General features: G+C 65.3%; 22 protein-coding genes. 14 read left to right on the top strand and 8 right to left on the bottom strand.

The window, feature by feature from the left end; genetic code table 11:
• Nucleotides 1–382: 382 nt before the first annotated feature.
• From I6E04_RS02335 to I6E04_RS02345, 3 genes are all read right to left on the bottom strand, one after another.
• Nucleotides 383–1894: a YfcC family protein gene (locus tag I6E04_RS02335; protein WP_235421561.1), complete on the bottom strand. Its 1512-nt coding sequence runs from the start codon at nt 1892–1894 to the stop codon at nt 383–385.
• 469 nt (nt 1895–2363) lie between these two features.
• Entirely contained in the window at nt 2364–3029 is a 666-nt protein-coding gene (locus I6E04_RS02340) for a pentapeptide repeat-containing protein (RefSeq protein WP_235421562.1), read from the bottom strand.
• Nucleotides 3029–3931, bottom strand: a complete 903-nt coding sequence (locus tag I6E04_RS02345) for a TIGR02452 family protein (protein ID WP_235421563.1) — start codon at nt 3929–3931, stop codon at nt 3029–3031. Before I6E04_RS02345 ends, I6E04_RS02340 begins: the two co-directional genes overlap by 1 nt.
• 373 nt (nt 3932–4304) lie before the next feature.
• Between I6E04_RS02345 and I6E04_RS02350 the strand changes: the two genes are divergently transcribed.
• The 7 genes from I6E04_RS02350 to I6E04_RS02380 all read left to right on the top strand — a co-directional run bounded on the left by I6E04_RS02350 (nt 4305) and on the right by I6E04_RS02380 (nt 10644).
• On the top strand, nt 4305–5585 hold the full coding sequence (locus I6E04_RS02350; protein WP_235421564.1) for a glycosyltransferase family 4 protein: 1281 nt from the start codon (nt 4305–4307) through the stop codon (nt 5583–5585).
• Nucleotides 5586–5634: 49 nt separating this feature from the next.
• A complete protein-coding gene (gene trpS, locus I6E04_RS02355; protein WP_235421565.1) occupies nt 5635–6684 on the top strand; it encodes a tryptophan--tRNA ligase in 1050 nt (349 codons plus the stop codon).
• 47 nt (nt 6685–6731) lie between these two features.
• Nucleotides 6732–7553 (top strand): HAD-IIB family hydrolase, encoded by an 822-nt coding sequence (locus tag I6E04_RS02360; RefSeq protein WP_235421566.1) that lies wholly within the window; start codon nt 6732–6734, stop codon nt 7551–7553.
• A gap of 55 nt (nt 7554–7608) precedes the next feature.
• Nucleotides 7609–7827: a DUF6485 family protein gene (locus I6E04_RS02365; RefSeq protein ID WP_235421567.1), complete on the top strand. Its 219-nt coding sequence runs from the start codon at nt 7609–7611 to the stop codon at nt 7825–7827.
• 342 nt (nt 7828–8169) lie between these two features.
• On the top strand, nt 8170–8502 hold the full coding sequence (locus I6E04_RS02370; RefSeq protein WP_235421568.1) for an MGMT family protein: 333 nt from the start codon (nt 8170–8172) through the stop codon (nt 8500–8502).
• Nucleotides 8503–8699: 197 nt separating this feature from the next.
• Nucleotides 8700–10214: a Y-family DNA polymerase gene (locus I6E04_RS02375; RefSeq protein ID WP_235421569.1), complete on the top strand. Its 1515-nt coding sequence runs from the start codon at nt 8700–8702 to the stop codon at nt 10212–10214.
• Nucleotides 10207–10644: a YolD-like family protein gene (locus tag I6E04_RS02380; protein WP_235421570.1), complete on the top strand. Its 438-nt coding sequence runs from the start codon at nt 10207–10209 to the stop codon at nt 10642–10644. Before I6E04_RS02375 ends, I6E04_RS02380 begins: the two co-directional genes overlap by 8 nt.
• A 58-nt stretch (nt 10645–10702) precedes the next feature.
• On the opposite strand, the gene I6E04_RS02385 is transcribed toward I6E04_RS02380, so the two are convergent.
• On the bottom strand, nt 10703–11089 hold the full coding sequence (locus I6E04_RS02385; protein ID WP_235421571.1) for a heavy-metal-associated domain-containing protein: 387 nt from the start codon (nt 11087–11089) through the stop codon (nt 10703–10705).
• A 169-nt stretch (nt 11090–11258) separates the two neighbouring features.
• Here I6E04_RS02385 and I6E04_RS02390 point away from each other — a divergent pair, with 169 nt between their 5' ends.
• From I6E04_RS02390 to I6E04_RS02410, 5 genes are all read left to right on the top strand, one after another.
• The gene (locus I6E04_RS02390; protein WP_235421572.1) at nt 11259–11936 is read left to right on the top strand and encodes a DUF3793 family protein; all 678 of its coding nucleotides are present in this window, start codon (nt 11259–11261) and stop codon (nt 11934–11936) included.
• Nucleotides 11937–11977: 41 nt separating this feature from the next.
• On the top strand, nt 11978–12397 hold the full coding sequence (locus tag I6E04_RS02395) for a flavodoxin (protein WP_235421573.1): 420 nt from the start codon (nt 11978–11980) through the stop codon (nt 12395–12397).
• Nucleotides 12398–12616: 219 nt separating this feature from the next.
• A complete protein-coding gene (locus tag I6E04_RS02400; RefSeq protein WP_235421574.1) occupies nt 12617–13255 on the top strand; it encodes a lactate utilization protein in 639 nt (212 codons plus the stop codon).
• A gap of 55 nt (nt 13256–13310) precedes the next feature.
• Entirely contained in the window at nt 13311–14552 is a 1242-nt protein-coding gene (locus I6E04_RS02405; RefSeq protein ID WP_235421575.1) for an iron-containing alcohol dehydrogenase, read from the top strand.
• A gap of 242 nt (nt 14553–14794) precedes the next feature.
• Nucleotides 14795–16033: a glycoside hydrolase family 3 protein gene (locus tag I6E04_RS02410; RefSeq protein WP_235421576.1), complete on the top strand. Its 1239-nt coding sequence runs from the start codon at nt 14795–14797 to the stop codon at nt 16031–16033.
• 18 nt (nt 16034–16051) lie between these two features.
• On the opposite strand, the gene I6E04_RS02415 is transcribed toward I6E04_RS02410, so the two are convergent.
• The 3 genes from I6E04_RS02415 to I6E04_RS02425 all read right to left on the bottom strand — a co-directional run bounded on the left by I6E04_RS02415 (nt 16052) and on the right by I6E04_RS02425 (nt 18758).
• Entirely contained in the window at nt 16052–16924 is an 873-nt protein-coding gene (locus I6E04_RS02415) for a deoxyribonuclease IV (RefSeq protein WP_235421577.1), read from the bottom strand.
• 357 nt (nt 16925–17281) lie between these two features.
• On the bottom strand, nt 17282–17653 hold the full coding sequence (locus I6E04_RS02420) for a methylated-DNA--[protein]-cysteine S-methyltransferase (protein ID WP_328225332.1): 372 nt from the start codon (nt 17651–17653) through the stop codon (nt 17282–17284).
• A gap of 76 nt (nt 17654–17729) precedes the next feature.
• Nucleotides 17730–18758, bottom strand: coding sequence for a 3-deoxy-7-phosphoheptulonate synthase (locus I6E04_RS02425; protein ID WP_235421578.1), 1029 nt, complete (start codon nt 18756–18758; stop codon nt 17730–17732).
• A gap of 184 nt (nt 18759–18942) precedes the next feature.
• On the opposite strand from I6E04_RS02425, the gene I6E04_RS02430 reads away from it, so the two are divergent.
• Together I6E04_RS02430 and queA are read left to right on the top strand one after the other, a co-directional pair.
• Nucleotides 18943–19224: a GNAT family N-acetyltransferase gene (locus I6E04_RS02430; protein WP_235421579.1), complete on the top strand. Its 282-nt coding sequence runs from the start codon at nt 18943–18945 to the stop codon at nt 19222–19224.
• A gap of 584 nt (nt 19225–19808) precedes the next feature.
• Nucleotides 19809–21032 (top strand): tRNA preQ1(34) S-adenosylmethionine ribosyltransferase-isomerase QueA, encoded by a 1224-nt coding sequence (gene queA / locus I6E04_RS02435; RefSeq protein ID WP_235421580.1) that lies wholly within the window; start codon nt 19809–19811, stop codon nt 21030–21032.
• A 95-nt stretch (nt 21033–21127) separates the two neighbouring features.
• Here queA and I6E04_RS02440 read toward each other — a convergent pair whose 3' ends face one another.
• Nucleotides 21128–22738, bottom strand: coding sequence for a peptide chain release factor 3 (locus I6E04_RS02440; protein WP_235421581.1), 1611 nt, complete (start codon nt 22736–22738; stop codon nt 21128–21130).
• Between the last annotated feature and the right edge of the window lie 36 nt (nt 22739–22774).

Raw genomic sequence — 22774 nt, forward strand, 5'->3', positions numbered from 1 at the left:
ACTCAGCATTGACAGGCAGAACTCCGTACTGACAAGCAAGACTCACTACTGACACAACCGGGCTCAATAAGAGGGTTTGTGTCAGTAGTGAGTTTCTACCGTCAATACAGGGTCTCGAGTGTCAGTTCTGAGTTCCCGCCATCGGTGCAAAGCTCCACCCGTCAGCGCTGAGTTTCTGTTGTCAGTACGGTGCCCTGCCCGCCAGCGCGAAGCCCACGGACCAGCACAGAGCCCCACCCGCCTGCACGGAATCACGGCTGGCAGCTGGCCTACCCCACCTCGGTACCACCTGCACCGAACCCCGCCGCAACGCAAAAGCCCGCCGTGCCCCACGAATAGGGGACACGGCGGGCCAGAACGTCGCCGGATGGCAGCGTGAACGTTACAGCACCATCAACGCACCGGTCGTGATGACGACGCTCGCCACCGCGATCACGATGATGGGCACGAGCGCCCACTTGAGCCAGGTGGGATACTGCACGCGTGCGAGCAGCAGGCCGGGCAGGAACACCGCCGTGGGGCTGAACAGGTTCGCCAGGCCGTTGGCAGCGCAGAAGATCGCGATGATGACCTCGGGCGGGAAGCCCAGGTTGGCGGCCAGGGGCCCGAGGATGGGCATAGAGATGGTCGCCAGGGCCGAGGTGGACGTGATGACCACGGACAGGCCCAGGTACACGAGATAGCACAGCGGACCGAAGACGAGCGCGCTCGTGCCGGCGAGGGCCGCCGACGCGTTGTCGAGGATCACGATGTCCAAACCGGTCTCGCCCATGAGGATCGAGATGGCGCGCGACAGGCCGACCATGAGGGCGACGCCGATCATGTCGCCGGCGCCGTCGAGGAAGCCGTCGACGATCTCGTTCTCATGCAGGCCGCCCAGGATGCCGATGATGATCGCCATGATGAAGAACCACACGGACGCGTCGTTGAAGTACCACTCACCGATGGGGTTGCCGGTGAGCAGGCCGCTCCACGGCATGACCGACCAGGCCTCGGCAGCCTCGTCGTAGACGCCACCGGCGGTGAAGATGGTCACGCCGAAGTCCTCCCAGGGGATGAAGCCGCAGATCATGACCACGAACGACAGGCCGAACAGCGCGAGCGCGATCTTGCGCTTGGGGGTGAACTCGAGCGTCTGGGTCGTGGCGGCGTCGGCGTCCTTGCCGTACGCCTCCTCGGCGGCCTTCTGCTCTTGCAGCGACAGGATGGTCGAACCCTTGTCACGACGCACGCGGTTGGCGTAGCGCAGGATGAAGAACAGGGCGATCGCATAGCTCACCACGGTGAGGATGAGGCCGAGACCGATCACGATGGCCTGGTTGGCCTCGATGCCCACGCTGGACAGCGAGTCGATGGCGACGCCCACCGCGAAGGGGTTGACCGTGGAGCCGAGGCAGCCCACGCCGGCGCCGAGCAGCACCGCGGCGCTCGCGACCATCGTGTCGAAGCCCGCCGCGAACAGCGTGGCCGACAGCAGGGCGTAAAACGGGATGGTCTCCTCGCAGAAGCCGTAGGTGGAGCCCATGACGGCGAAGACCGCCATGATGGCGGCGATGAGCACCGTCTCGTGACCGTGAAGCGCACGGACGAGCGCGGCGATACCGGCGTCGAGGGCGCCGAGCTTGTTCACGATGCCCAGGCAGCCGCCGAGCAGCAGCAGGAACAGCGAAACCTCGATACCGTCGAGGAAGCCCGAGATGGGCGACACGAGGATGTCGGACAGCGATGCCGCCGTGATGTCGGGAACGACCTGCGCCAGCAGGATCGTCGCCACGCCCACGAGCAGCGTGATGACGATGAGGATGGTGTACGAGGAGATCATGACCTTCTGTTCGGCCTGTTTCCCCTCGTTCGGCTCGAGCTCGATGTCCGAGCCGGTTTGGTTGGATGCCATACGAACCTCCGTTGGTTTTCCAATACAACGCGCATAATAGTACCGCGATTATGCATGTTGGGTCGCGAGAATAATGCGACACCCGATTATTTATGCGTAGCATTTGTGCTGCTACAACCTATCGTGGCGAATGGTAATGGCGCTTTTCCACGCTAAAGAATGCAAGGTCATATGCATATTTCCATGGGTTGGTTGGGGACGTGCTCGTTTCAACCCATCTCGTTTACGGTTGGTTGGGGACATGTTCGTTTCAACCATCGCGTTTACGGTTCGGTTTTGAGCGGATACCCCGAGTAGAAAGGCCCAGGAGTGCAGAAGACCTGCAGGTGGAGAGCTCGGTGCTTTGACGTCTACTCGGAAGAGCCCTCCAAAACCGAACCGTAAACGGGAACGTCGGAAACACCGGCTCAAAAACGGCGGCAAAGCACGCATGCGCATCCCCCGCGTCCCGTCGACAGCTCAAACGCCGTCAATCCTCGGCGATGCGGACACCCAATAGCTCGGCCAGGGCTAGCGCCTGCTCGGGGCTGACCGTGCAGCCGCGAAGCTCGCGGTAGTCGGCCGAAAGCACGGGCGCCGCAAACGTGCAGCTCGATACATCGATGCCGAAAAGCGGGGTACCGAACACATCGAGCCGCGTCAAGTCGCACCCGTCGAGCTCGACATGCTTGAGCTTGGCGCGCTGCATCGCCGCCTCGCAAAAACGCGTGCCGACCGCGCGCAGTCGGTCGATCGAGCTCTCGGACAGGTTCGCGTAGCTCAAATCGCACGATGAGAACAGCGTGCTCGCGATGCGTGCCTGCGCCAAGCTGAGTCCCGGCCCCGAACAGTCGACGACATCGACGCGGTTCAGCCATGCGCGGTCCATGGAGCAGCGGATAAAGCGACATCCGGAAAAGCGCACGTCGCGAAACGTGCAGCCCGAGAAGTCCACGCCCTCGAACAGGCAGCCGCGGAACAGCGCCGTCTCGAAGGTCGCCTCGTTCGCCTCCTCGTAGCACAGCTCGTGATCGCACAGCACGGTGTTGGACACCAAGGCGTCACCCTCGCCCATGCGGCCGCGCAGCTCGTCGATATCCATATGGAAGCCGAGCGTGTCGGGCACGCCGGCAAAGCCTCGGGGGGCACGACCCATTACAGGTACTTCCGCCAATCGTCCTCATCCTCATCGTCGTCCTGGACGACCTGCGCGGCAGCCGCAGCGCGCGCGGCCTGCGCCTCGGCGAACGACTGCTCGTTCTTGTCGGGGAACGCGGCGAACGCATGCTCGAAGCGCGCCAGGTTGTCGTCGTAGCGCGTCCGCGGAATGGCGAAGATGACCTCCTCGAGCGCATGCGTACCAGAGGCGAGCTCCTCGCGGAACATCTCGGCGACCATGCTCGCATCCCAGCCGAACACGCCGCAGCCGTACGCGCCCAGCACGGCCTTCTTCTTACCCTGGGCATCGATGAGGGCGAGCGCGAACGCGATGCGGTCACGCATCGTCTGCGTCAGCATCTCGTCGGAGACCTTGTAGTCGGCGCGGGCGCGGCGGGCGTTGGGCGCGGCGGCCACGATGACGTCGGCGTAGGCATGGATGCGGTCGCGGCCGAAGCGCACGGCGGGCACGACCAGCGCGCGGTTGCGGTACAGCTCGCAGTTGAGGTTGCGGCGGCGGTTCTCGGTGTACCAGTCGCCGAAGCGCTCGAGCACGTTATACAGGTAGGACTCGGTGCACAGGGCCTCCTCCTGCGCCATCGTGCCGCGGATGTAGCCGCCGCCGGGGTTCACGAACGAAGCGAAGTCGAGTACGGCCAGATCGCAGAACTCAGCGCGACCGCGGCCGTTTTCCAAGATGGCGGAGACGGCATCGGTCGCCATGATGCTGACCTTCGGCACGCAGCCCTCCTCGGGAGCAGCCGGCTGACGGTCGTAGCGCACCGTCCCCTCGAACGAGCGGTCGATCTCGCGCCCATAGCGGGCGGCCATCTGCTCGGTGTGCTTCTTGGCGGCGTCCGCACGCGCCATCTTGCGGGGGTTCCTGTTGCGCTCAGCCATAGTCCACGCTCCTTAGCCGTATGCCGTGCGAGCGGCTCATTCATAGTCGACATGATAGACGAAACGGACACGTCCCGCCCGCAGGAATACGGGGACCGGCGGCAAACGGACCGACACGCCGCAGACCTCCCCCATGTCCCATTTTTCTCCTGCCCCCTTTTGGGACATGTCGAACACCGCGCGCGGTCGCGCTCCCGCGGAATATCTGGTGTGACGGTGTTGCCGGCATGTTCTGCCGACGTGTCGCACAACCTTGTGTATCATGGGTTGGGTCGTCGCGGTCGGATGTACGGATGTACGGTCGAACCTGCCCGGAACCACCGCGCGGCATCGATCTGATGGACGTCTCGTACCTTTGGTGGAACGGTTGCACATGGATTTCGTCGTGCCCTACATATGCGTGGCGGCCGCCGCGTTCATCACCACCTTCGCGTGCGTGCCGCTCGCCAAGCGCCTCGCCATCCGCTTGGACGCCGTCGATTATCCTGCCAAACGCCGCATCAACAAGACGCCCATCCCCCGCATGGGCGGTGTCGCGGTCTTCGTGGGATTGGTCGTGGCCTTTATCGTGCAGCTGCTCGGCACGTGGCACCTGGGATGGCCGCCCGTCTTGATCTCGCACCCGAGCATGACCGTCAACTACCCCATGCTCGCCGTGTCCTTCCTGCTCATCTTTCTGACCGGCGCCATCGACGACGTGGTCTCGCTCAAGCCGCGCGTCAAGCTCGCCGGGCAGGTCCTGGCCGCCGCGGTCGCCGTCGCGGGCGGCACCGTGATCCACTCTATCGTCAACCCCATGGGCGGCGCGGACATCCAGCTCGGGTGGATCGGCTACCCGATCACCATCGTGTACCTGGTCGCCTACAGCAACATCATCAACCTCGTCGACGGCCTGGACGGCCTGGCATCGGGCATCTCGGCCATCGCCGGCCTCTCGATGTTCTCGTTCGCCGTGCTCGCGGGCCGCGTCGACGCCGCGGCGCTCGCCATCGCGCTCGTGGGCTGCTGTCTGGCGTTTCTGCGCTACAACTTCCATCCCGCCAGCATCTTCCTCGGCGACTCGGGATCGCTGCTGCTGGGCTTCGCCCTCGGGTCGATCTCGCTGCTGAACGTCTCGCGTACGGCAGCTCTCACCTCGCTCATCATCCCGCTCATCGTGGCGGGCGTCCCCATCCTGGACACGTTCGCCGCCATCGTGCGCCGCATGCGCGGACGCGTGAGCATCGGACAGGCGGACAAGGGCCACATCCAGCACCGTCTCATCCAGGAGGGCTACGACCAGCGCCAGGCGGTGCTGTTCATCTACGCGTGGTGCATCCTGCTGTCCGTCGGCGCTGCTCTGATCAACCAGGTCGCCGTGCCGTTCCGCGTGGCGATCTTCATCGTGCTCACGCTCTGCTCGATCGCCTTCGCCGTGCGCCTGCACCTGTTCGAGCCGGTGCTGCGCCACCACTACAACCCCAAGACGCACCAAGACGAGCTCGTCACCCCCGACGACCCCGCCTTTGCCGAGGAGGAGCGCGCCCAGCGCGAACTCAGGCGCGAACAGCGCGAGCAGTACCGCGAGATGGCCGAGAAGGTCCTGCATCCCACGCGCGGCGGCAAGCACGCGTCGCACGGCCATCGCGCACCCGACCGCAAGAAGCACCGGTAACACGCCTCTCACTCCCCCATCCGACCCATCCGTCAAAAGGAGATCGACTATGCCCAACGAACGCAGCTACGAAACCGCCCTCGAGCGCAGCGACAAGATCCGCGCCGACCTCACGGAGAACCCCGGCAAGTACACCATGCTGACCGGCGACCGCCCCACCGGCCGCCTGCACCTGGGGCATTACTTCGGCACGCTCAAGGGCCGCGTCGAGCTGCAGGACATGGGCGTCAAGACCAACGTCCTCATCGCCGACTACCAGGTCATCACCGACCGCGACACCACCGAGCACATCGCCGACAACGTGTACAACATGGTCATGGACTACCTCGCCTGCGGCATCGACCCCGACAAGACCATGATCTACGCGCATTCCGCCGTGCCGGCATGCAACCAGCTCATGCTGCCGTTCCTGTCGCTCGTCTCCGAGGCCGAGCTGCAGCGCAACCCCACGGTCAAGGCCGAGATGGAGGCCTCCGGCCATGAGCTCACCGGGCTTCTGCTCACCTACCCGGTGCACCAGGCCTGCGACATCCTGTTCTGCAAGGGCAACGTGGTGCCCGTCGGCCGCGACCAGCTGCCGCACATCGAGCTCACCCGCCTGATCGCCCGTAAGTTCAACAACCGCTACGGCAAGGTCTTCCCCGAGGTCGACGCCCTGCTGTCCGAGACGCCGCTTCTGCCCGGCCTCGACGGCCGCAAGATGAGCAAGTCCTACGGCAACGCCATCTCGATCTCGATGACGGCCGAGGAGACCGCCAAGCGCATCAAGAAGAGCCAGACCGACTCCGAGCGCATGATCACCTTCGATCCCGAGAACCGCCCCGGCGTGTCCGGCCTGCTGTCCACCGCCGCGATCTGCACCGGTCGCTCCGAGATCGAGATCGCCGAGGAGATCGGCATGGGCGGCTCCGGCCAGCTCAAGAAGTACGTGACCGAGGCCGTGAACACCTACTTCGCGCCCATCCGCGAGCGCCGTCACGAGTTCGAGAACAACCTCGACTACGTGAAGGACGTGCTCCACGAGGGCAACCGTCGCGCCAACGAGATCGCCGAGGCCACGCTCGCCGAGGTCCGCGAGGCCATGGGGATGGTCTACTGACGAAACCCGTCTTTCACGCGCCCCCGATACGCACCTGAGGAGGAACGATGTACCGACTCGTCGCTTCTGACATGGATGAGACGTTTCTGGGGGCGCAACATCGCGTGCCGCCCGCGAATATCGAGGCCCTCGTACGCATGCGCGAGCTCGGCATCCTGTTCGTGCCGAGCTCCGGGCGCCCCTACGGCTCCATCATGGACAGCCTGTCGAGCATCGATCCCGCGCTGCTCGAGGGGAGCTACGTCATCTCGTACAACGGCGGCTTCATCAACCGCGTCGGCGACCCCGAACCGCTGCTGCGCACCGTGATGGACCGTGCGAGCATCGAGCGGCTCTATCGCTACGCCGTCGCGCATCGCATCTGCATGCACGTCTACACCGAGAGCGGCACGATCTTCACGCAGTTCCTGAACGAGACCGAGCGCCGCTACGTCGCCAACCTGTCCGGTATCGTCGAGCTCGACGACACCCAGGACGCGCTCGAGCTCGCCGGCGACGAGGAGTTCCCCAAGATCATCTTCATGGATCCCGTGTTCGACCGCGCCAAGGAGCTCGGCGAGCGCCTGAGACCCACACTCGACCCGCAGCTCGTGGACATCACCCACTCCTCCAACCGCTACGTGGAGTTCGTCCCCCATGGCGTCGACAAGGGCACCGGCCTGGCCCATCTCGCCGACATGCTGGGCATCGGGATGGAGCAGACCGTGGGCGTGGGAGACTCAGCCAACGACCTCGCCATGATCCGTGCGGCGGGCCTGGGCGTCGGAGTCGCCAACGCCTCGGCCGACATCCTGCCGTTTTGCGACCTCGTCCTTGGCGCGTCCGCCGATGAGGGAGCCTTTTGCGAGCTGCTGGAGCATATCATCTAGATATCGGGACACCGACGAACCTACCTCCCCGCACACGTCTTGAAAGGAGCCGGTCATGTCCGAGGTACCGTTTTGCACCTGCACCGATCACGCCTGTCCCTGTCACCCGGTGAACCACGATCGGGGCTGCACGCCGTGCATCGCCAAGAACCTGCGGCAGCATGAGGTGCCCAGCTGCCTGTTCCGCGCCGTTTCGCCCGACAAGCTTCCCGAGGATGCCGACGACTGGTCATGGGAGAGCTTCGCGCGGCACGTCCAGGCCCATCTGGGATAGCCGCACGACCCGTTCCTTCGGTCCGCACCCCCCCGCCCGCGCATCACACACACGTGAAGGCGCCCGCCATCTGTCGGGATGACGGGCGCCTTCGAGACACAACGATGATCGCACAGAGGGGAGGGATGCAATCATGTGACGAAGGGAGGTCTATTTCATCGCCTGTACCTCCTGCTTCGTTGAGTTAACTATAGTGAACTATCCAGAGGGTGTATAGCGTTGCCGCGCGATTCACAGGCTCTCCATAAGTTAACCGACCGAAACTTATTCGCGAGTCTGACCGGCTTCCGAGGTCGTGCGCTGGCATAATGGAAGGTGCACCGCGCACCGAAAGGATTCCCCATGGGCGAGACATCACAACGAGACGGCTTCTTCTCGCGCGTCTACGAGACGGTCGAGCAGATCCCCGAGGGTTTCGTGGCGACGTACGGCCAGATCGCCAAGCTCGTCGGCGAGCCGCGGCGTGCCCGATACGTGGGATATGCCCTGCATGCGAACCCCCGTCCCGGCGAGATCCCCTGTCATCGCGTCGTCTTCGCCGACGGGCGCATCTGCGAGGGTTTCGCGTTCGGCGGACCCGAGGCGCAGCGCGCCCTGCTCGAAGACGAGGGCGTGGTCTTTCGCGACGACACGCACGTCGACCTTGCGATGAGCCGCTGGCCGGCGGGACTCTGAGCGCGGCTCGGACCATGCCGCGATTCTATGGAGAATCGCGCGCGGCCGAACGGCGCCGGCCTCCCCTCGCCTTCCCTACCGGCGGATACGAAAACGACCCGTACGTCCGCCTGCGCGTTTGACTTTTGTCCACGCGGCCCTCTATTATCGAACAAACGTTCCAGAACAGATGTTTGCTATCGAAGGAGGGTCGGGCCGTGAACGAGCGCAGCGACGGCAAAGTCTACCTATGCATCGACCTCAAGACGTTCTACGCGTCCGTGGAATGTGCCGATCGCGGGCGCGACACGCTGACCTGCAACCTCGTGGTGGCCGACCCCGACCGTGGACGCACGACCATCTGCCTGGCGGTATCCGCCGCCATGAAGAAGCTCGGCGTGCGCAATCGCTGTCGCGTGTTCGACATCCCGGAGAACATCGACTACATCATGGCCAAACCGCGCATGCGCCACTACATGGAGGTGTCGGCCAAGATCTACGGCATCTATCTGGAATACGTGAGTCCCGAGGACATCCACGTGTACTCCATCGACGAATGCTTCATCGACGCCACGCCCTACCTTTCGCTCTACCACACGACGGCACGTGCGTTCGCCCGGGAGCTCATGGATGCCGTGTTCGCCCGCTGCGGTATCCGCGCCACGGCGGGCATCGGGACCAATCTGTTCCTGGCCAAGGTGGCGCTCGACATCACGGCCAAGCACGTGGACGACGGCATCGGCTACCTCGATGAGGAGCTGTTCCGCCAGCAGATCTGGCGCCACCGCCCCATCACCGATATCTGGGGTATCGGCCCGGGCATCGCGGCGCGGCTCGCCAAGTACGGCGTGGCCGACCTCATGGGCGTGGCGGCGCTCGACGAGCGGATCTTGTACCGCGAGTTCGGCGTGAACGCGGAATACCTCATCGACCATGCCCACGGCGTGGAGCCCTGCACCATCGCCGAGATCCACGCGTACGTGCCCGAGGCGACCTCCATCACGAGCGGGCAGGTGCTGCCACGCAACTACAGCTACGACGAGGCGCGCACGGTGCTGCGCGAGATGGTGGACGCCTCGGTGCTCGACCTGGTGGCGAAGCACGCGGTATGCGACGGCATATCGCTGTATGTGGGGTATGCCAGCGACCAGCGCGACCTGGCGCGCCTGGGTGCGAGCGGCAGCGCGCGGATCACCGACAGCTGCGGCGTGGAGCATGCGAGCGACCATGGGTTGCTCCCCGATACCGTCAGTGCGCCCCATGGAGCGCAGGGCACCTCATCCTACAGCGCCGACGGCATACGCGCGCGGCAGGCCCTTCGCGACCCGGACGCCGCCTCGCCGAGCACCGTGTTCACCGGCGAGCACGGCAGGCGCACCGTCCGGGGACGCCGCGCCTATGGGTACGCCGAGGCCTCGCGCAAGCTGGGCGAGCGCACCAACTCCTTCAAGCGGCTCATGGCGCGCTTCGATGCGCTGTATACCGAGATCGTCGACCCCGCGCGGCCCATCAAGCGCGTGAACATAGGGTTCGGCGGCCTGCTGCCCGAGGAGTTCGCGACAGTCGACCTGTTCACCGACGTGCAGGCCGAGCAAAGCGAGCGCGATCTTGCCGACGCCATGCTCGCCGTGCGCGGCAAGTACGGCAAAAACGCCCTGCTGCGGGGCACGAGCTACAAACAGGGCGCCACGGGACGCGAACGCAACGAGCAGGTGGGAGGCCATCATGCCTGAGAACCCGAAAACGCGACGGATGGCGTCGCCCTGGGGAAACTTGGAGTTCACGCCGGTCGAACAGCCCGCGACGGTTCCGGGCGGTGCCTCGCGCGATCGGGCCACGCGGCGCGCCGACGGGCGACCGCGCGCGAGCCGTGCGGCCCAGTTCATGCCCTTCGCGGCGTTGACCGGCTACTACGACCTCGTGCGCGAGCAGGAGCGCATCGTGGAGCCCCGCCACGAGCTCACCGATGAGGAAGGCGAGGAGCTTTCGCGCGCCATCATGCAGATGCGCCGCGGCGACCTCGTGCGCATCACCTACTACGACCGCGGGGGATACAAGACGCGCGCCGGCGTCATCCGCGCCATCGAACCCGAGCGCCGTCGGCTGTATCTGGGGGACGACATGATCCCCTTCGACGACATCTGGAAGCTCTGGCGGCCCTGAGGCCGACGTCGCGGTCGCGGCGTCGTGGTCGCTGAAACGGGTGCGCGGGCGGCGGGTACTAAGGTCGCAGGACGCGGTACCCGGCGTCCCGCACGGCGGCCTCGTAGGCGGAGATATCGATCGGTTCCTTGGAGTGGATATGCGCGGTCTTCGTCGCGAGGTCGACCGTGGCCCACGTACCGGGCACGCTGTTGAGCGCATCGGCGACGGTGGCGGCGCATCCCTGGCAGCTCATGCCCGCGATGGAAAGCTCGACCTCGAACGGATAGCGCGACTCATCGACGTCGGCGGCTGCGGGCCCACGGTGTCGGCGAGCTGTCGCGCCGTCCGAGCAGCAGCTCTGTCCCCGCATCAGCCCTGCGAGCGCTCGGCGGACCCCCACCACCAGCCCGATGGACACGATAACGAACACGATGATGTTGCCCGGTGTGAAAACGTCCTCCATAGCGATCCCTTTCGCTCGATACGGACCTGATATGCGGCCCGGTTCCCTCACTATACTCCGAAATGCAAAAAATGTTTGCTGTGGGTTACTTTTTTCTTGACCCTGATCGTTTTCCGCTATAAGTTACTTGTGGTTAACTTGTTAGTCCGCATGCGCGTCAGGAGGCCGTATGACACGAACGATCGACACGCCCACCCTCGAGGGCGCACTCGTGCGTCACTGCTCCCCTACGCTCGCGGCTCTGAAACCGGCGAGCCTGTTCACGTTTCCGGGCAACTTCACCGAAGGGACGCATGGGGCGCGGAACAGGGCCGCGCTTCGCGACGCGGTCGATACATGCGCAGACCAGCTTGCACCCGCCACGATCGCGATCCGCGTCCTCGCATGGCGCGCCTGTGGAGCCTTGGTCTATGTATACCGACCGCAGGCGCTCGAAGCGTACCTGCGCGACCCACGGGCGACGAAAACGCTCGCGCGGCTCGGCTATGATACCGCTTCGCTCGAGAACAGCCTGCGCATGCTCGGCGAACAGCTGCAATCCATGCGGGAACCGAAGCGCACGAGGACGCGGACGGACAGCTCCGCCTGCCCCTGCACGAAGCGCGGATGCAGCTCGGGCTTTCCACACGAGCTGGGATTCTTCCTCGGCTATCCCTATGAGGACGTCATGGGATTCATCGAGCACCACGGGCGCGACTATCTGGCGGCGGGCCCCTGGAAGGTCTACGCGGACCTCGAAGGCGCACTGGCGACGTTCGAGCGCTTCCGGCGATGCGCGGCCGCCTACGCACGCGCCCATCAGCAGGGCTGCCGGCTCGCGCAACTCGCCGTCTCCCCCACACGGTAACCGTCCGACAGAGGGTCGGACTCGATAGAAAGGATCGATACATGAGCAAGATCGCAGTCGTCTTTTGGAGCGGAACCGGCAACACCGAGGCGATGGCGCAAGCCGTCGCCGACGGTGCGAGCGCCAAGAACGCCGAGGTCGACATCGTGCAGGCTTCCGATTTCGGTGCGGATGGCGTTGCCGGCTACGACGCCATCGCGTTCGGCTGCCCCGCCATGGGTGACGAGGAACTCGAGGGCGACGAGTTCCAGCCGATGTGGGACGACGTCAAGCCGGAACTTAGCGGCAAGACGATCGCCCTGTTCGGCTCCTACGACTGGGGCACGGGCGAATGGATGGATACGTGGAAGGACGACGCGGAGGAGGCCGGCGCCTCTATCGCCGGAACCGTCATCGCCAACAACGAGCCCGACGATGAGGCCATCTCCGCCTGCAACGACCTGGGGGCCTCCCTGGCGTAACCGGCTCTCGGCACGCCGCGAAAACCGGCGTGCTCCCCGACGGTACGCCAGCTTGGCACGATACGAATAGCATCGGGAATTGAGATTCGCCCTGTCGCCTCGACGCGGCAGGGCGAATCTCGTCGAGGAGCCACGATACGCGGTCCATCGCTTTGGGCATCCCGTCCGCCCATCGGGGGTACAATCGACTCGATGCACGCGCGAAAGAGAGGGGAACCCATGGAAGACACCAAGCACGCCTCGTACCGCACCACCGCGGCGACCGTCATCAAGAACCTCAAGCGTCGCAATATGGAGGGCTATTACTGCGAGACCTCCGAGGAAGCCGTCGAGCTCGTGCGCAGCATGATCCCGGAAGGCGACTCCATCACCTGGGGCGGCACCTCCACCTTCACCGAGACCGGCGTGAAAGCCGCACTCGAGCAGGGCAACTGGCGCATGATCGACCGCACGACGGCGACCACGCCCGAGGAGAAGCGCGAGATGTGGCGCGACCGCACCTCGGCAGATTGGTTCTTCATGAGCGCGAACGCGCTCACCGTCGACGGCGAGCTCGTGAACATCGACGGCAACTCCGACCGCCTGTCGCTGCTCCTCCATGGACCCGAGCACGTCATCGTCCTCGTGGGCATGAACAAGCTCGTCGCCGATGTCGACGCCGGCTTCAAGCGCGTTCGCACCATAGCCTGCCCGCTCAACGCCGCACGTCTCCATACGAACACGCCCTGCGAGGTCGCGGGTGTATGCTCCGAGTGCCATAGCGAGCGCTGCATGTGCTGCCAGATGGTCGTCACGCGCCATTCGCGTCACGAGGGGCGCATCAAGGTCATCCTCATCGGCGAGAGCCTCGGATACTAAGGTCGATGGCGGCATGGGCACCGGGCCCGCCGCCATGTAAGCGAAAGGAATCCTTGTGAACGATTTCAAGTTCTACTCCCCCACGCGCTTCGTCTTCGGTCGCGGCGTCACCGACCGCACCGGCGAGGAGATCGCGGCCCTTGGATGGAAGCGCGCCCTGATCGTTTACGGCCAGGGCTCCGTGGTCCGCACGGGCACCCTCGACCGCGTCAAGGCGTCGCTCGACGCGGCGGGCGTGGCCCACACCGAGCTCGGCGGCGTGCGCCCCAACCCCGAGATGGCCTCGGTGCGCGAGGGCATCGCGCTCGCCCGCGAATTCGACGCCGATGTCATCGTGCCCGTCGGTGGCGGTTCGGCCATGGACGCCGCGAAGGCCATCGCGCTCGGCGCGGTATACGACGGCGACGCGTGGGATTTCTGGCGCAAGCGCGCCACGCCGACCGACCGCCTGCCGCTCGCCTGCGTGGTCACCATCCCCGCGTCGGGTTCCGAGGCGTCCAACTCGTGCGTGATCAGCAACGACGAGGAACACCTCAAGTGCGGCCTCAACACCGACCTCAACCGTCCCGTGCTCGCCATCATGGACCCCGAGCTCACGTTCACGCTTCCCCCGTACCAGACGGCCGCCGGTGTCACCGACATGATCGCCCACATCATGGAGCGCTTCTTCTCGGGCCAGCCCGCGGTCCCCGTCACCGACAACATCGCGTGCGGCATGATCCGCGCGGTGATCGAGGCCGCCCCGCGCGTGATGGAGAACCCCGAGGACTACGACGCGCGCGCCAACATCATGTGGGTGGGAACGCTCGCCCACAACGGCCTGGCCGGCCTCGGCATGGGCGTGCCGGGCGGCCGTGACGGCGACTGGACCTGCCATGGCCTGGAGCACGAGCTGTCCGCGTTCGACACGACCATCACGCACGGCGCCGGCTTGGCGGTGATCTTCCCCGCATGGATGCGCTATGTGTGGCGCGAGCACCCCGAGCGCTTCTTGGAGTTCGGCAGCCAGGTTTTCGGCATCGAGCCGGTCGACCCCGAGGTCGACGACCTGTCCGATATCGACGAGGAGATCACCCCCGAGCGCGCCGTCGAGGATGCGGTCGAGGCCACCATCGACGAGCTGCAGGACTTTTTCGTCTCGCTCGGAATGCCGCGCACGCTGTCCGAGTTCGGCATGACCGAGGACGATATCGAGAAGCTCATGCCCGGCCTCACCATCAACCGCGGCGAGCTGTTCGGCTCCTTTAAGAAGCTGACGCTCGACGACGCCCGCGCCATCTACCGCAGCGCCCTGTAGGCGCCTGCCGGCGACAACCTGCTGATCTCGAGGGCCCGCCGATGCGGGCCCTCGTCGTTTTAGGTGCGCTCGGCCTGTCAAGGCGCGGCTACGCGGTCGGACGCGCGACCCATCCACGACCGAAAAACGCACCTGTTTAAGTAACAAATCGACATACAACGGTTGAAGGACTTGCCATCGGGTGGGTGCACATGGGATGCTAAGGCACAACCGTACTCGAATCGCAGAACCTGGGAGTCAGCATGTCAGCAACGAGCAAACCCATCACCCGCCGCGGCGTCCTCGCCGCCGGAACCGCCGCCGTGGCGCTGGGGCTGAGCGCATGCGGCGCATCTTCGTCCGATGGTTCGGAACCGCTGTTGGGCATCGAGCTGCCCGAGATATTCGACAAGCCGGGACAGCAGGCCGAGGAGGAGCCGTCCCGTGTCGAAAGCCTCCTGGCGACGATGACGCTCGAGCAGAAGGTGGCACAGCTGTTCTGCGTGACGCCCGAAGGGCTCACCGGCATCGATCAGGCGGTTGCCGCCGGGGACACGACCGCGGCGGCACTGGCGAACATCCCTGTGGGCGGCTTGGCGTATTTCGGCCAGAACATCATCGGCGAGCAGCAGCTTCGTGACATGCTGAGCGCAACCTACGAGCACGCTTGCGCCGCAGGTGCCGGCATCCCACCGTTTTTGTCGGTCGACGAGGAGGGCGGTCCGCTCGTCGCGCGCGTCGCCAACTCGGGATACTTCGACGTGCCGTCGTTCCCGAGCATGATCGAGATCGGTGCGACCCAGGACACCTCGAAGGCGGCCGAGGTCGGCGAGACGATCGGCACCTACCTTGCCGACATCGGTTTCAACCTCGACTTCGCACCCGATGCCGACGTGCTCACGAACCCCGACAACCCCGTGATCGGCGAGCGTTCCTTCGGCAGCGACCCCGACCTTGTCGCGCAGATGGTGGCGGCCGAGGTCGAGGCCATGCACGAGACCGGCGTGGCGCCGTGCGTCAAGCATTTCCCCGGCCACGGGGACACCGCCGGCGATTCCCATACCGGCGCCGTCTACACCGAGCGCACGCGAGAGGAGATCGAATCCTGCGAGTTCGAGCCGTTCCGTGCCGCCATCGACGCCGGTGTACCCCTCGTCATGGTCGGCCATATCGAGACGCCGAACTTCGCGGCGGACGGACTGCCCGCTTCGCTCTCCCCGACCATGATCGGGGATGTGCTGCGCGGCGATCTCGGTTTCGAGGGGACCATCATCTCCGACTCGTTCGCCATGGGCGCCATCACGCAGAACTACACCGCGGATGAGGCGGCCGTGCAGTTCTTCGCCGCCGGTGGCGACATGCTCCTCATGCCGGAAGACCTCCAGCTCGCCTACGACGGTGTCCTGGAGGCCGTGAGCGCGGGAACCCTGTCCGAGGAGCGTATCGACGAAAGCGTGATGCGCATCCTCACCGCCAAGGAAAACCTGGGGCTCCTCGACTAGGGAAAATAGGGACAGGCACTAATTTCCCACCTGGAGGGAGCGAAGGAGCTTGATCTCCTCCGCGTATCCCGGCAGCTCGTTGGGTGTCTCCAAGATGAACGGCAGGTCGCGCAGGGCAGGGTGCGACACGATGCGCGCAAGCACCTCGGGGCTGCCGCCGAGCTCGGGCGCCCCCAGGTAGCCCTCCCCGATCTTGGCGTGGCGATCCTTGTGGGCGCCGCGCGGATTCTTGGAATCGTTGATGTGCACGGCGTGGAGCCGCTCCAGCCCTATGACGCGATCGAGCTCGTCGAGAACGCCGTCCACGTCGTCGATGACGTCGTAGCCTGCATCGCTCACATGGCAGGTATCCAGGCACACGCCCAGGTGGTCGGCAAGTTGCGGCGCACGGTGGGCGACGCCGTCGATGATCGCCGCAAGTTCCTCGAACGAGCGGCCGACCTCGGTCCCCTTACCCGCCATCGTCTCGAGCAGCACGGTCGTGCGCTGCCCCTCGAACATCACGTGGCACAGGGTGTCGACGATGAGCTCGATGCCGCGCTCCGCCCCCTGACCCACATGTGCGCCGGGATGGAAGTTGTAGTAGTTGCCCGGCAGCACCTCCATACGTTGCAGGTCGTCGGCCATGGCCTCGAGCGCGAACTCGCGTGCACGCTCCTTTGCCGAGCAGGGGTTGTACGTGTAGGGCGCATGGGCGACGAGCGGGCCGAACGCATGGTCGTCTAAAATGCGCTGCAAGGCCGCCACATCGTCGAGATCGATCGCTTTGGCGTTGCCACCTCGCGGATTGCGCGTGAAGAAGGCGAACGTGTTCGCGCCGATGGAAAGGGCCGTCTCGCCCATGGCGGCGAACCCCTTGGACGTGGACAGATGGCAACCGATCGTGAGCATGGCGGACCCTTTCGCAGACGTTTTGGCGCACATCATTGTACGGCTGCCCGCGCCGCGACGGGCGATTCGACAGCGCTTTTCCGCATGTGGATAGATTAGTTCGCGCAACAGGTATTTTCTCAGGGATTGTGAATAGAAATCGCCGCGCAGCCGATTCCGAACGGACGGCACCGTTCTAGGGCGCGATTTTTCGGTCTCCCTTCCCCACCGCTCCGATACCCGTGAACAACGTCGCAGGAACCAACTGGGAAAACGACAGCGTTCTACCGCCGATGGGAAGATCGCACCGAAAAATCGCGCCCTAGACGTATACACGCCAAAATCGGACCGGATTCGCGCGGTCCGAAGGCGATGCGTCTAACGCCCGGCGCCCTCGAGCGCCAATAACGCCCGTTTGCGCTTCACCCCACCGGCGTATCCCGCGATCGAGCCATCTGTACCCAGCACGCGGTGGCAGGGCACGATAATCGATATGGGATTACGTCCGATGGCACCACCGACTGCCCGCGCCGAGGTGCGCGAACCGAAGCGGCGCTCGTATTCGCGCGCGAGCGCACCGTACGTCGTCGTGCGACCATAGGGGATCTCAAGCAGAAGCCGCCACACGCGCCGCTGGAACGGCGTGCCCATCAGATGGAGCGCGGGTAGCGGGAGCGGCGGCACGGCGGCAAAGTAGGAATCGAGCCATGCACATGCCGCGAGCAGCGCGCCGGCTCGCCTCTGACGCAAACGGCTCCGCATCGTCCATGGACATATCAAGCGGCTCCTCGCGCACGTTGCGGCACATGGGCGAACGCAGCCCGCGCTATACGCGGTCGGCGATCTCGAGCACCAGACGTTCGGTCTTCTCCCAGCCAAGGCACGCGTCGGTGATGGACTTGCCGTACACGCCACCGTCCACCGGCTGGTTGCCGTCCTCCAGGTAGCTCTCGACCATGAAGCCGCGCACGAGCTGGCCGATCGCCGGCGAGCGGCGGCAGGAGTCGAGCACCTCCTTCATGATGCGGATCTGCTCGAGCGGACGCTTGCCGGAGTTATCGTGGTTGCAGTCGATGATCGCCGCGGGGTTCACGAAATCGGCCTCGGTGTACTTGGTCGCCAGGCGCTCCAGGTACTCGTAGTGGTAATTCGGGTAGTTGAGCCCGTCCTCGCCGATGTAGCCGCGCAGCACCGCATGGGCGAGCTTGTTGCCCGTGGTCTCGACCTCCCAGTTGCGGAACAGGAAGGTCTGCGGCTGCTGGGCGGCATAGATGGAGTTGAGCATCACGTCGGTCGAACCGCCGGTGGGGTTCTTCATGCCCACGGGCATGGGAACGCCGGACGCCACGAGGCGGTGCTCCTGATTCTCGACCGAGCGGGCGCCGACCGCGATGTAGGCGAGCAGGTCGATGAGGTACTGGTAGTTGGAGGGATAGAGCATCTCGTCGGCCGTGAACATGCCGGTCTCCTCCACCACGCGCAGGTGCATGCGGCGGATGGCCTTGACGCCCTCGAGCAGGTTGGGCGCACCCTCGGGGTCGGGATTGTGCAGCAGGCCCTTGTAGCCGGTACCCTTCGTGCGCGGCTTGTTGGTGTAGACGCGCGGGACGATGACGAACCGGTCGCGCACGCGCTCGGCAAGCGCGGCCAGGCGCGAGGCGTACTCGAGCACCGAGTCCTCGCGGTCGGCCGAGCACGGCCCGATGATAAGCAAACGCCGGGAATCCTTGCCGGTGAGCACGTCGGCGACCTGCGCGTCGAACGCGGCCTTCTTTTCCGCCATCGAAGGCGAAAGCGGCATCTCCTCGCGGATCTCCTTGGGGATGGGCAGCAGGCGCTTGAACTTCATCGACATGGGCGGCTCCTCGGCATACCGGAAATAAAAGGGATAACGGCGATTATGACGGCAACCACGCTTGCCCGCAACAGCCGACCGCTCGCCTGTTTCGAGCACGTTACCGTATCACGCCGGCACCGGAGGAGCCGTGCCGACAGGGTACAACGGTGTGACCGACAGCTTTTGGAAAGGTTGGCAGGCTATGGATAACCCTCAGATCGAGATCCACTCGAACGCGGTCCAGTACGTCGACGCGCAGGGACGCGTGCTGGCAGAGGTCACGTTCCCGGTGCTCGACGGCGATATCGTCGAGATCAACCATACGTTCGTCGACACGTCGCTGCGCGGCCAGGGCATCGCCGGCAAGCTGCTCGAGCACGTAGCCGAGGAGCTTGAGGAGACGGGGCGCCGCGCGCACCCCACGTGCAGCTACGCCGTCTCCTGGTTCGAGAAGCACCCGGAGAAGGCCGCGCTGCTCGCGTAAGGCGCCGCCACGGCAAAGGAGGTGCCCGGCGCCGCACGCCGGGCACACACGAAGGGCGACCCCGCATCCCTGCGAGGTCGCCCTCTTGCTCTCTATTAGGGTGGACTCACCTTCGATCCTCTACCGGAGGAATGGGGACTATACGTGCCTTTGGGCGGCCCTGCGGTCCCTTCATCGGTCCCATCCGACATATCGTCGGGAAACCTTGCGCTCTGACCGGGCGCCACCGGAAAACCTAGCGGACCTCGGATACCTCGGAGCCGATCCCAAAGGCTTCCGCTATCTGCTCTGTGCCCATTGGACTCGCCTCCTTACCTCGGTCGCTTCCTCGTTGCGACTGCCTGTCTTTTCATTGCTATATATGCCCATCCACCCCCGTTTTATACAGTTCGGTGAAATTACGTCCGACGTTTTTTCACGCCGCACGCCAGCGGTGAGACGGTGCCTGCCGTTATTTCACGTCGGCCCATCGACCGTCGCGTACGTGATGATGGTGTCGGGGTCGGCCGCGCGCGAGTCTCTTGCGCTAGGATAGACGACGTTGCACGTTCGCCGCGCATCGCGGCTGGCGAAAGAGGATATCCATGCGCACCGACGATTTCGATTACAACCTCCCCGAGGAACTCATCGCCCAGGCTCCCGCCGAGCCGCGCGACAGCTGCCGCCTGCTCGTGCTCGACCGCCGCGGCACGGCACACGAGGGCGACGGACGCGTCGCGCTTGCGCACGGCGGCACCGTCGAGCACAAGATCTTCCGCGACATCATCGACTACATCGAGCCGGGCGACGTGCTCGTCATCAACAAGACCCGCGTCATGCCCGCACGCCTCATCGGCCGCAAGGCCAAGACGGGCGGCGTCGCCGAGACGCTGCTGCTGCGTCGCCGCGAGGACATCGATCCTCTCGGACACGTATGGGAATGCCTGGTCAACCCCGGCAAGCGCCTGAAACCCGGCGCGGTCATCGAGTACCGCGCGGGCGGCGCGCATGCGCCCGAATCGTCGCCGGTCGTGCTGACCGGCGAGGTCACCGATTTCGTGCCCGAGAGCCGCGGCGGCCGTCTCGTGCGCTTCACGCCGGCAGGCGAGGGCCCGACGGGCGAGTCCCGCACGCTCGACGAGGCGATCCATGCCGCGGGCCATGTCCCCCTGCCGCCCTACATCACCGATTACGCAGGCGACCCTGAGAAGTACCAGACCGTCTACGCCATGAAGGAGGAGCACTCCGCCGCGGCACCGACGGCGGGCCTGCACTTCACGCCCGAGCTCATGGAGCGCATCGAGGCCAAAGGCGCGCGCTTCGTCGCCGTCGAACTCGAGGTCGGTATCGACACGTTCCGCCTCGTGGAGGAGGACGACCCCACGCAGCACGTCATGCACACCGAGCGCTACCACGTGCCGGCCGAGGTCGTCGACGCCGTGCACGAGGCCAAGGCATCCGGCCATCGCGTCATCGCGGTGGGCACCACGGCGGTCCGCTCGCTCGAAAGCGCTTTCGATGCCGACGCGCCCGCGGCGAACCCGCCTGTGTGCGCACGCTACTTCGAGGGCCGCACGGACGGCGCCGACACCTTGCGCCGCGGCGACATCTGCGTGCGCGCCGACGCGACCACGAACCTCTACCTGATGCCCGGCTCGACCTACCACGTGGTCGACGCCCTCATCACGAACTTCCACGTGCCGCGCTCCACGCTCATGATGCTCGTCTCGGCCTTCGCCACGCGCGACCAGATCATGGACGCCTACGCCGAGGCCGTCTCGCAGCGCTACCGCTTCTTCAGCTTCGGCGATGCGATGCTCATCCAGTAAACATCGCGGCTTGCGCGCCTTATGAATACGCCGCCGGACCCATCGCGGGTCCGGCGGCGTTCTTTGTATGGCGAAACGGTGGAACAGGCTGGCACCTAGAACGTCACGTTGCCGAACTCCGACAGCTTGAGCGTCGGGTTGTGGTCGGTCGCCCAGTCGACGTTCCACGGGCTCGTGAACAGCAGGAGCTTGCCGCCGCGCATGTCCTCGACGCGCAGGGTGTCGCGCGTGAGGTTGAGGGCCGCCACATCCACCTCGCCCGGCTCGTTGGCGACCCAGCGGATATCCGTGTAGCCGAGCGGCTGGCGGCGCACCTCCACGCGGTACTCGCTTTTGAGGCGCTGCTCGAGCACGTCGAACTGCAGCGTGCCCACCACGCCCACGATGACGCTTTCCATGCCGGCGCCGAGCTCGCGGAAGATCTGGATGGCACCCTCTTGGGCGAGCTCCTCCATGCCCTTCACGAACTGCTTGCGCTTCATGGTGTCAACCTGGGACACACGCGCGAAGTGCTCGGGCGCGAACGTCGGGATACCGGAGAACTGCACGCGCTTCCTGCCGCTGCAGACGGTATCGCCGATGGAGAAGATGCCCGGATCGAACAGGCCCACGATGTCGCCGGCGAAGGCCTCGTCCACCGTAGCGCGGTCGTCGGCCATCATGGCGGTGCCGGTCGCGAGCTTGATCTTGCGGTTGCCCTGCACGTGGAAGGCGTCCATGCCGCGCTCGAACTTGCCCGAGCAGATGCGCAGGAAGGCGATGCGGTCGCGGTGGTTGCGGTCCATGTTGGCCTGGATCTTGAAGACGAAGCCGGAGAAGTCATCGGTCGGCTCCACGGGCTCGCCCGTGAGCGCATCGGTGTGGGCGGACGGCGCGGGCGCGAGGCGCAGGAAGTCCTTGAGGAAGGGCTCGACGCCGAAGTTGGTGAGCGCCGACCCGAAGAACACCGGGGACAGCTTGCCTGCGCGCACAGCCGCGAGGTCGAACTCGTCGGCGGCGCCGTCGAGCAGCTCGATGTCGTCCATGAGGTTGCGGTGGTTCTCGGCGCCGATGAGCTCGTCCAAGGCGGCGTCGCCCAGCTCCGCCTCGATCTCGTTCACCTTCTTGGAGGCGTTGGCGCGGCCGTCGCCCTCGAAGGCGAGCACGTGGCGGCTCGCGCGGTCGAAGACGCCGCGGAAGTTGCGACCCGAGCCGATCGGCCAGTTCATGGGGCACGTGCCGATGCCCAGCACGTTCTCGATCTCCTCCATGAGCTCGAAGGGATCGCGGATCTCGCGGTCGAGCTTGTTCACGAAGGTGAAGATGGGGATGCCGCGAAGCGCGCATACGCGGAACAGCTTGACGGTCTGCGCCTCGACGCCCTTGGCGCCGTCGATGACCATGACCGCGGCGTCGGCGGCCATGAGCGTGCGGTAGGTGTCCTCGGAGAAGTCCTGGTGGCCCGGGGTGTCGAGGATGTTCACGCAGCAGCCGCCGTAGGTGAACTGCAGCACCGAGGAGGTAACGGAGATGCCGCGCTGCTTTTCGATGTCCATCCAGTCGGACACCGCGTGCTTGGAGCTGCTCTTGCCCTTGACCGACCCGGCGGACTGGATGGTGCCGGTGTAGAGCAGGAGCTTCTCGGTGAGCGTGGTTTTACCCGCGTCCGGGTGCGAGATGATGGCGAAGGTGCGACGCGAAGCGATCTCGTCGGCGATGCTTGGCATGGATATCCCCCTTGCGTGCGATTGACCGTGGGTATT

Origin of the sequence: Collinsella tanakaei (assembly GCF_021531055.1) — a bacterium.
Classification (GTDB): Bacteria; Actinomycetota; Coriobacteriia; order Coriobacteriales; family Coriobacteriaceae; genus Collinsella; species Collinsella tanakaei_B.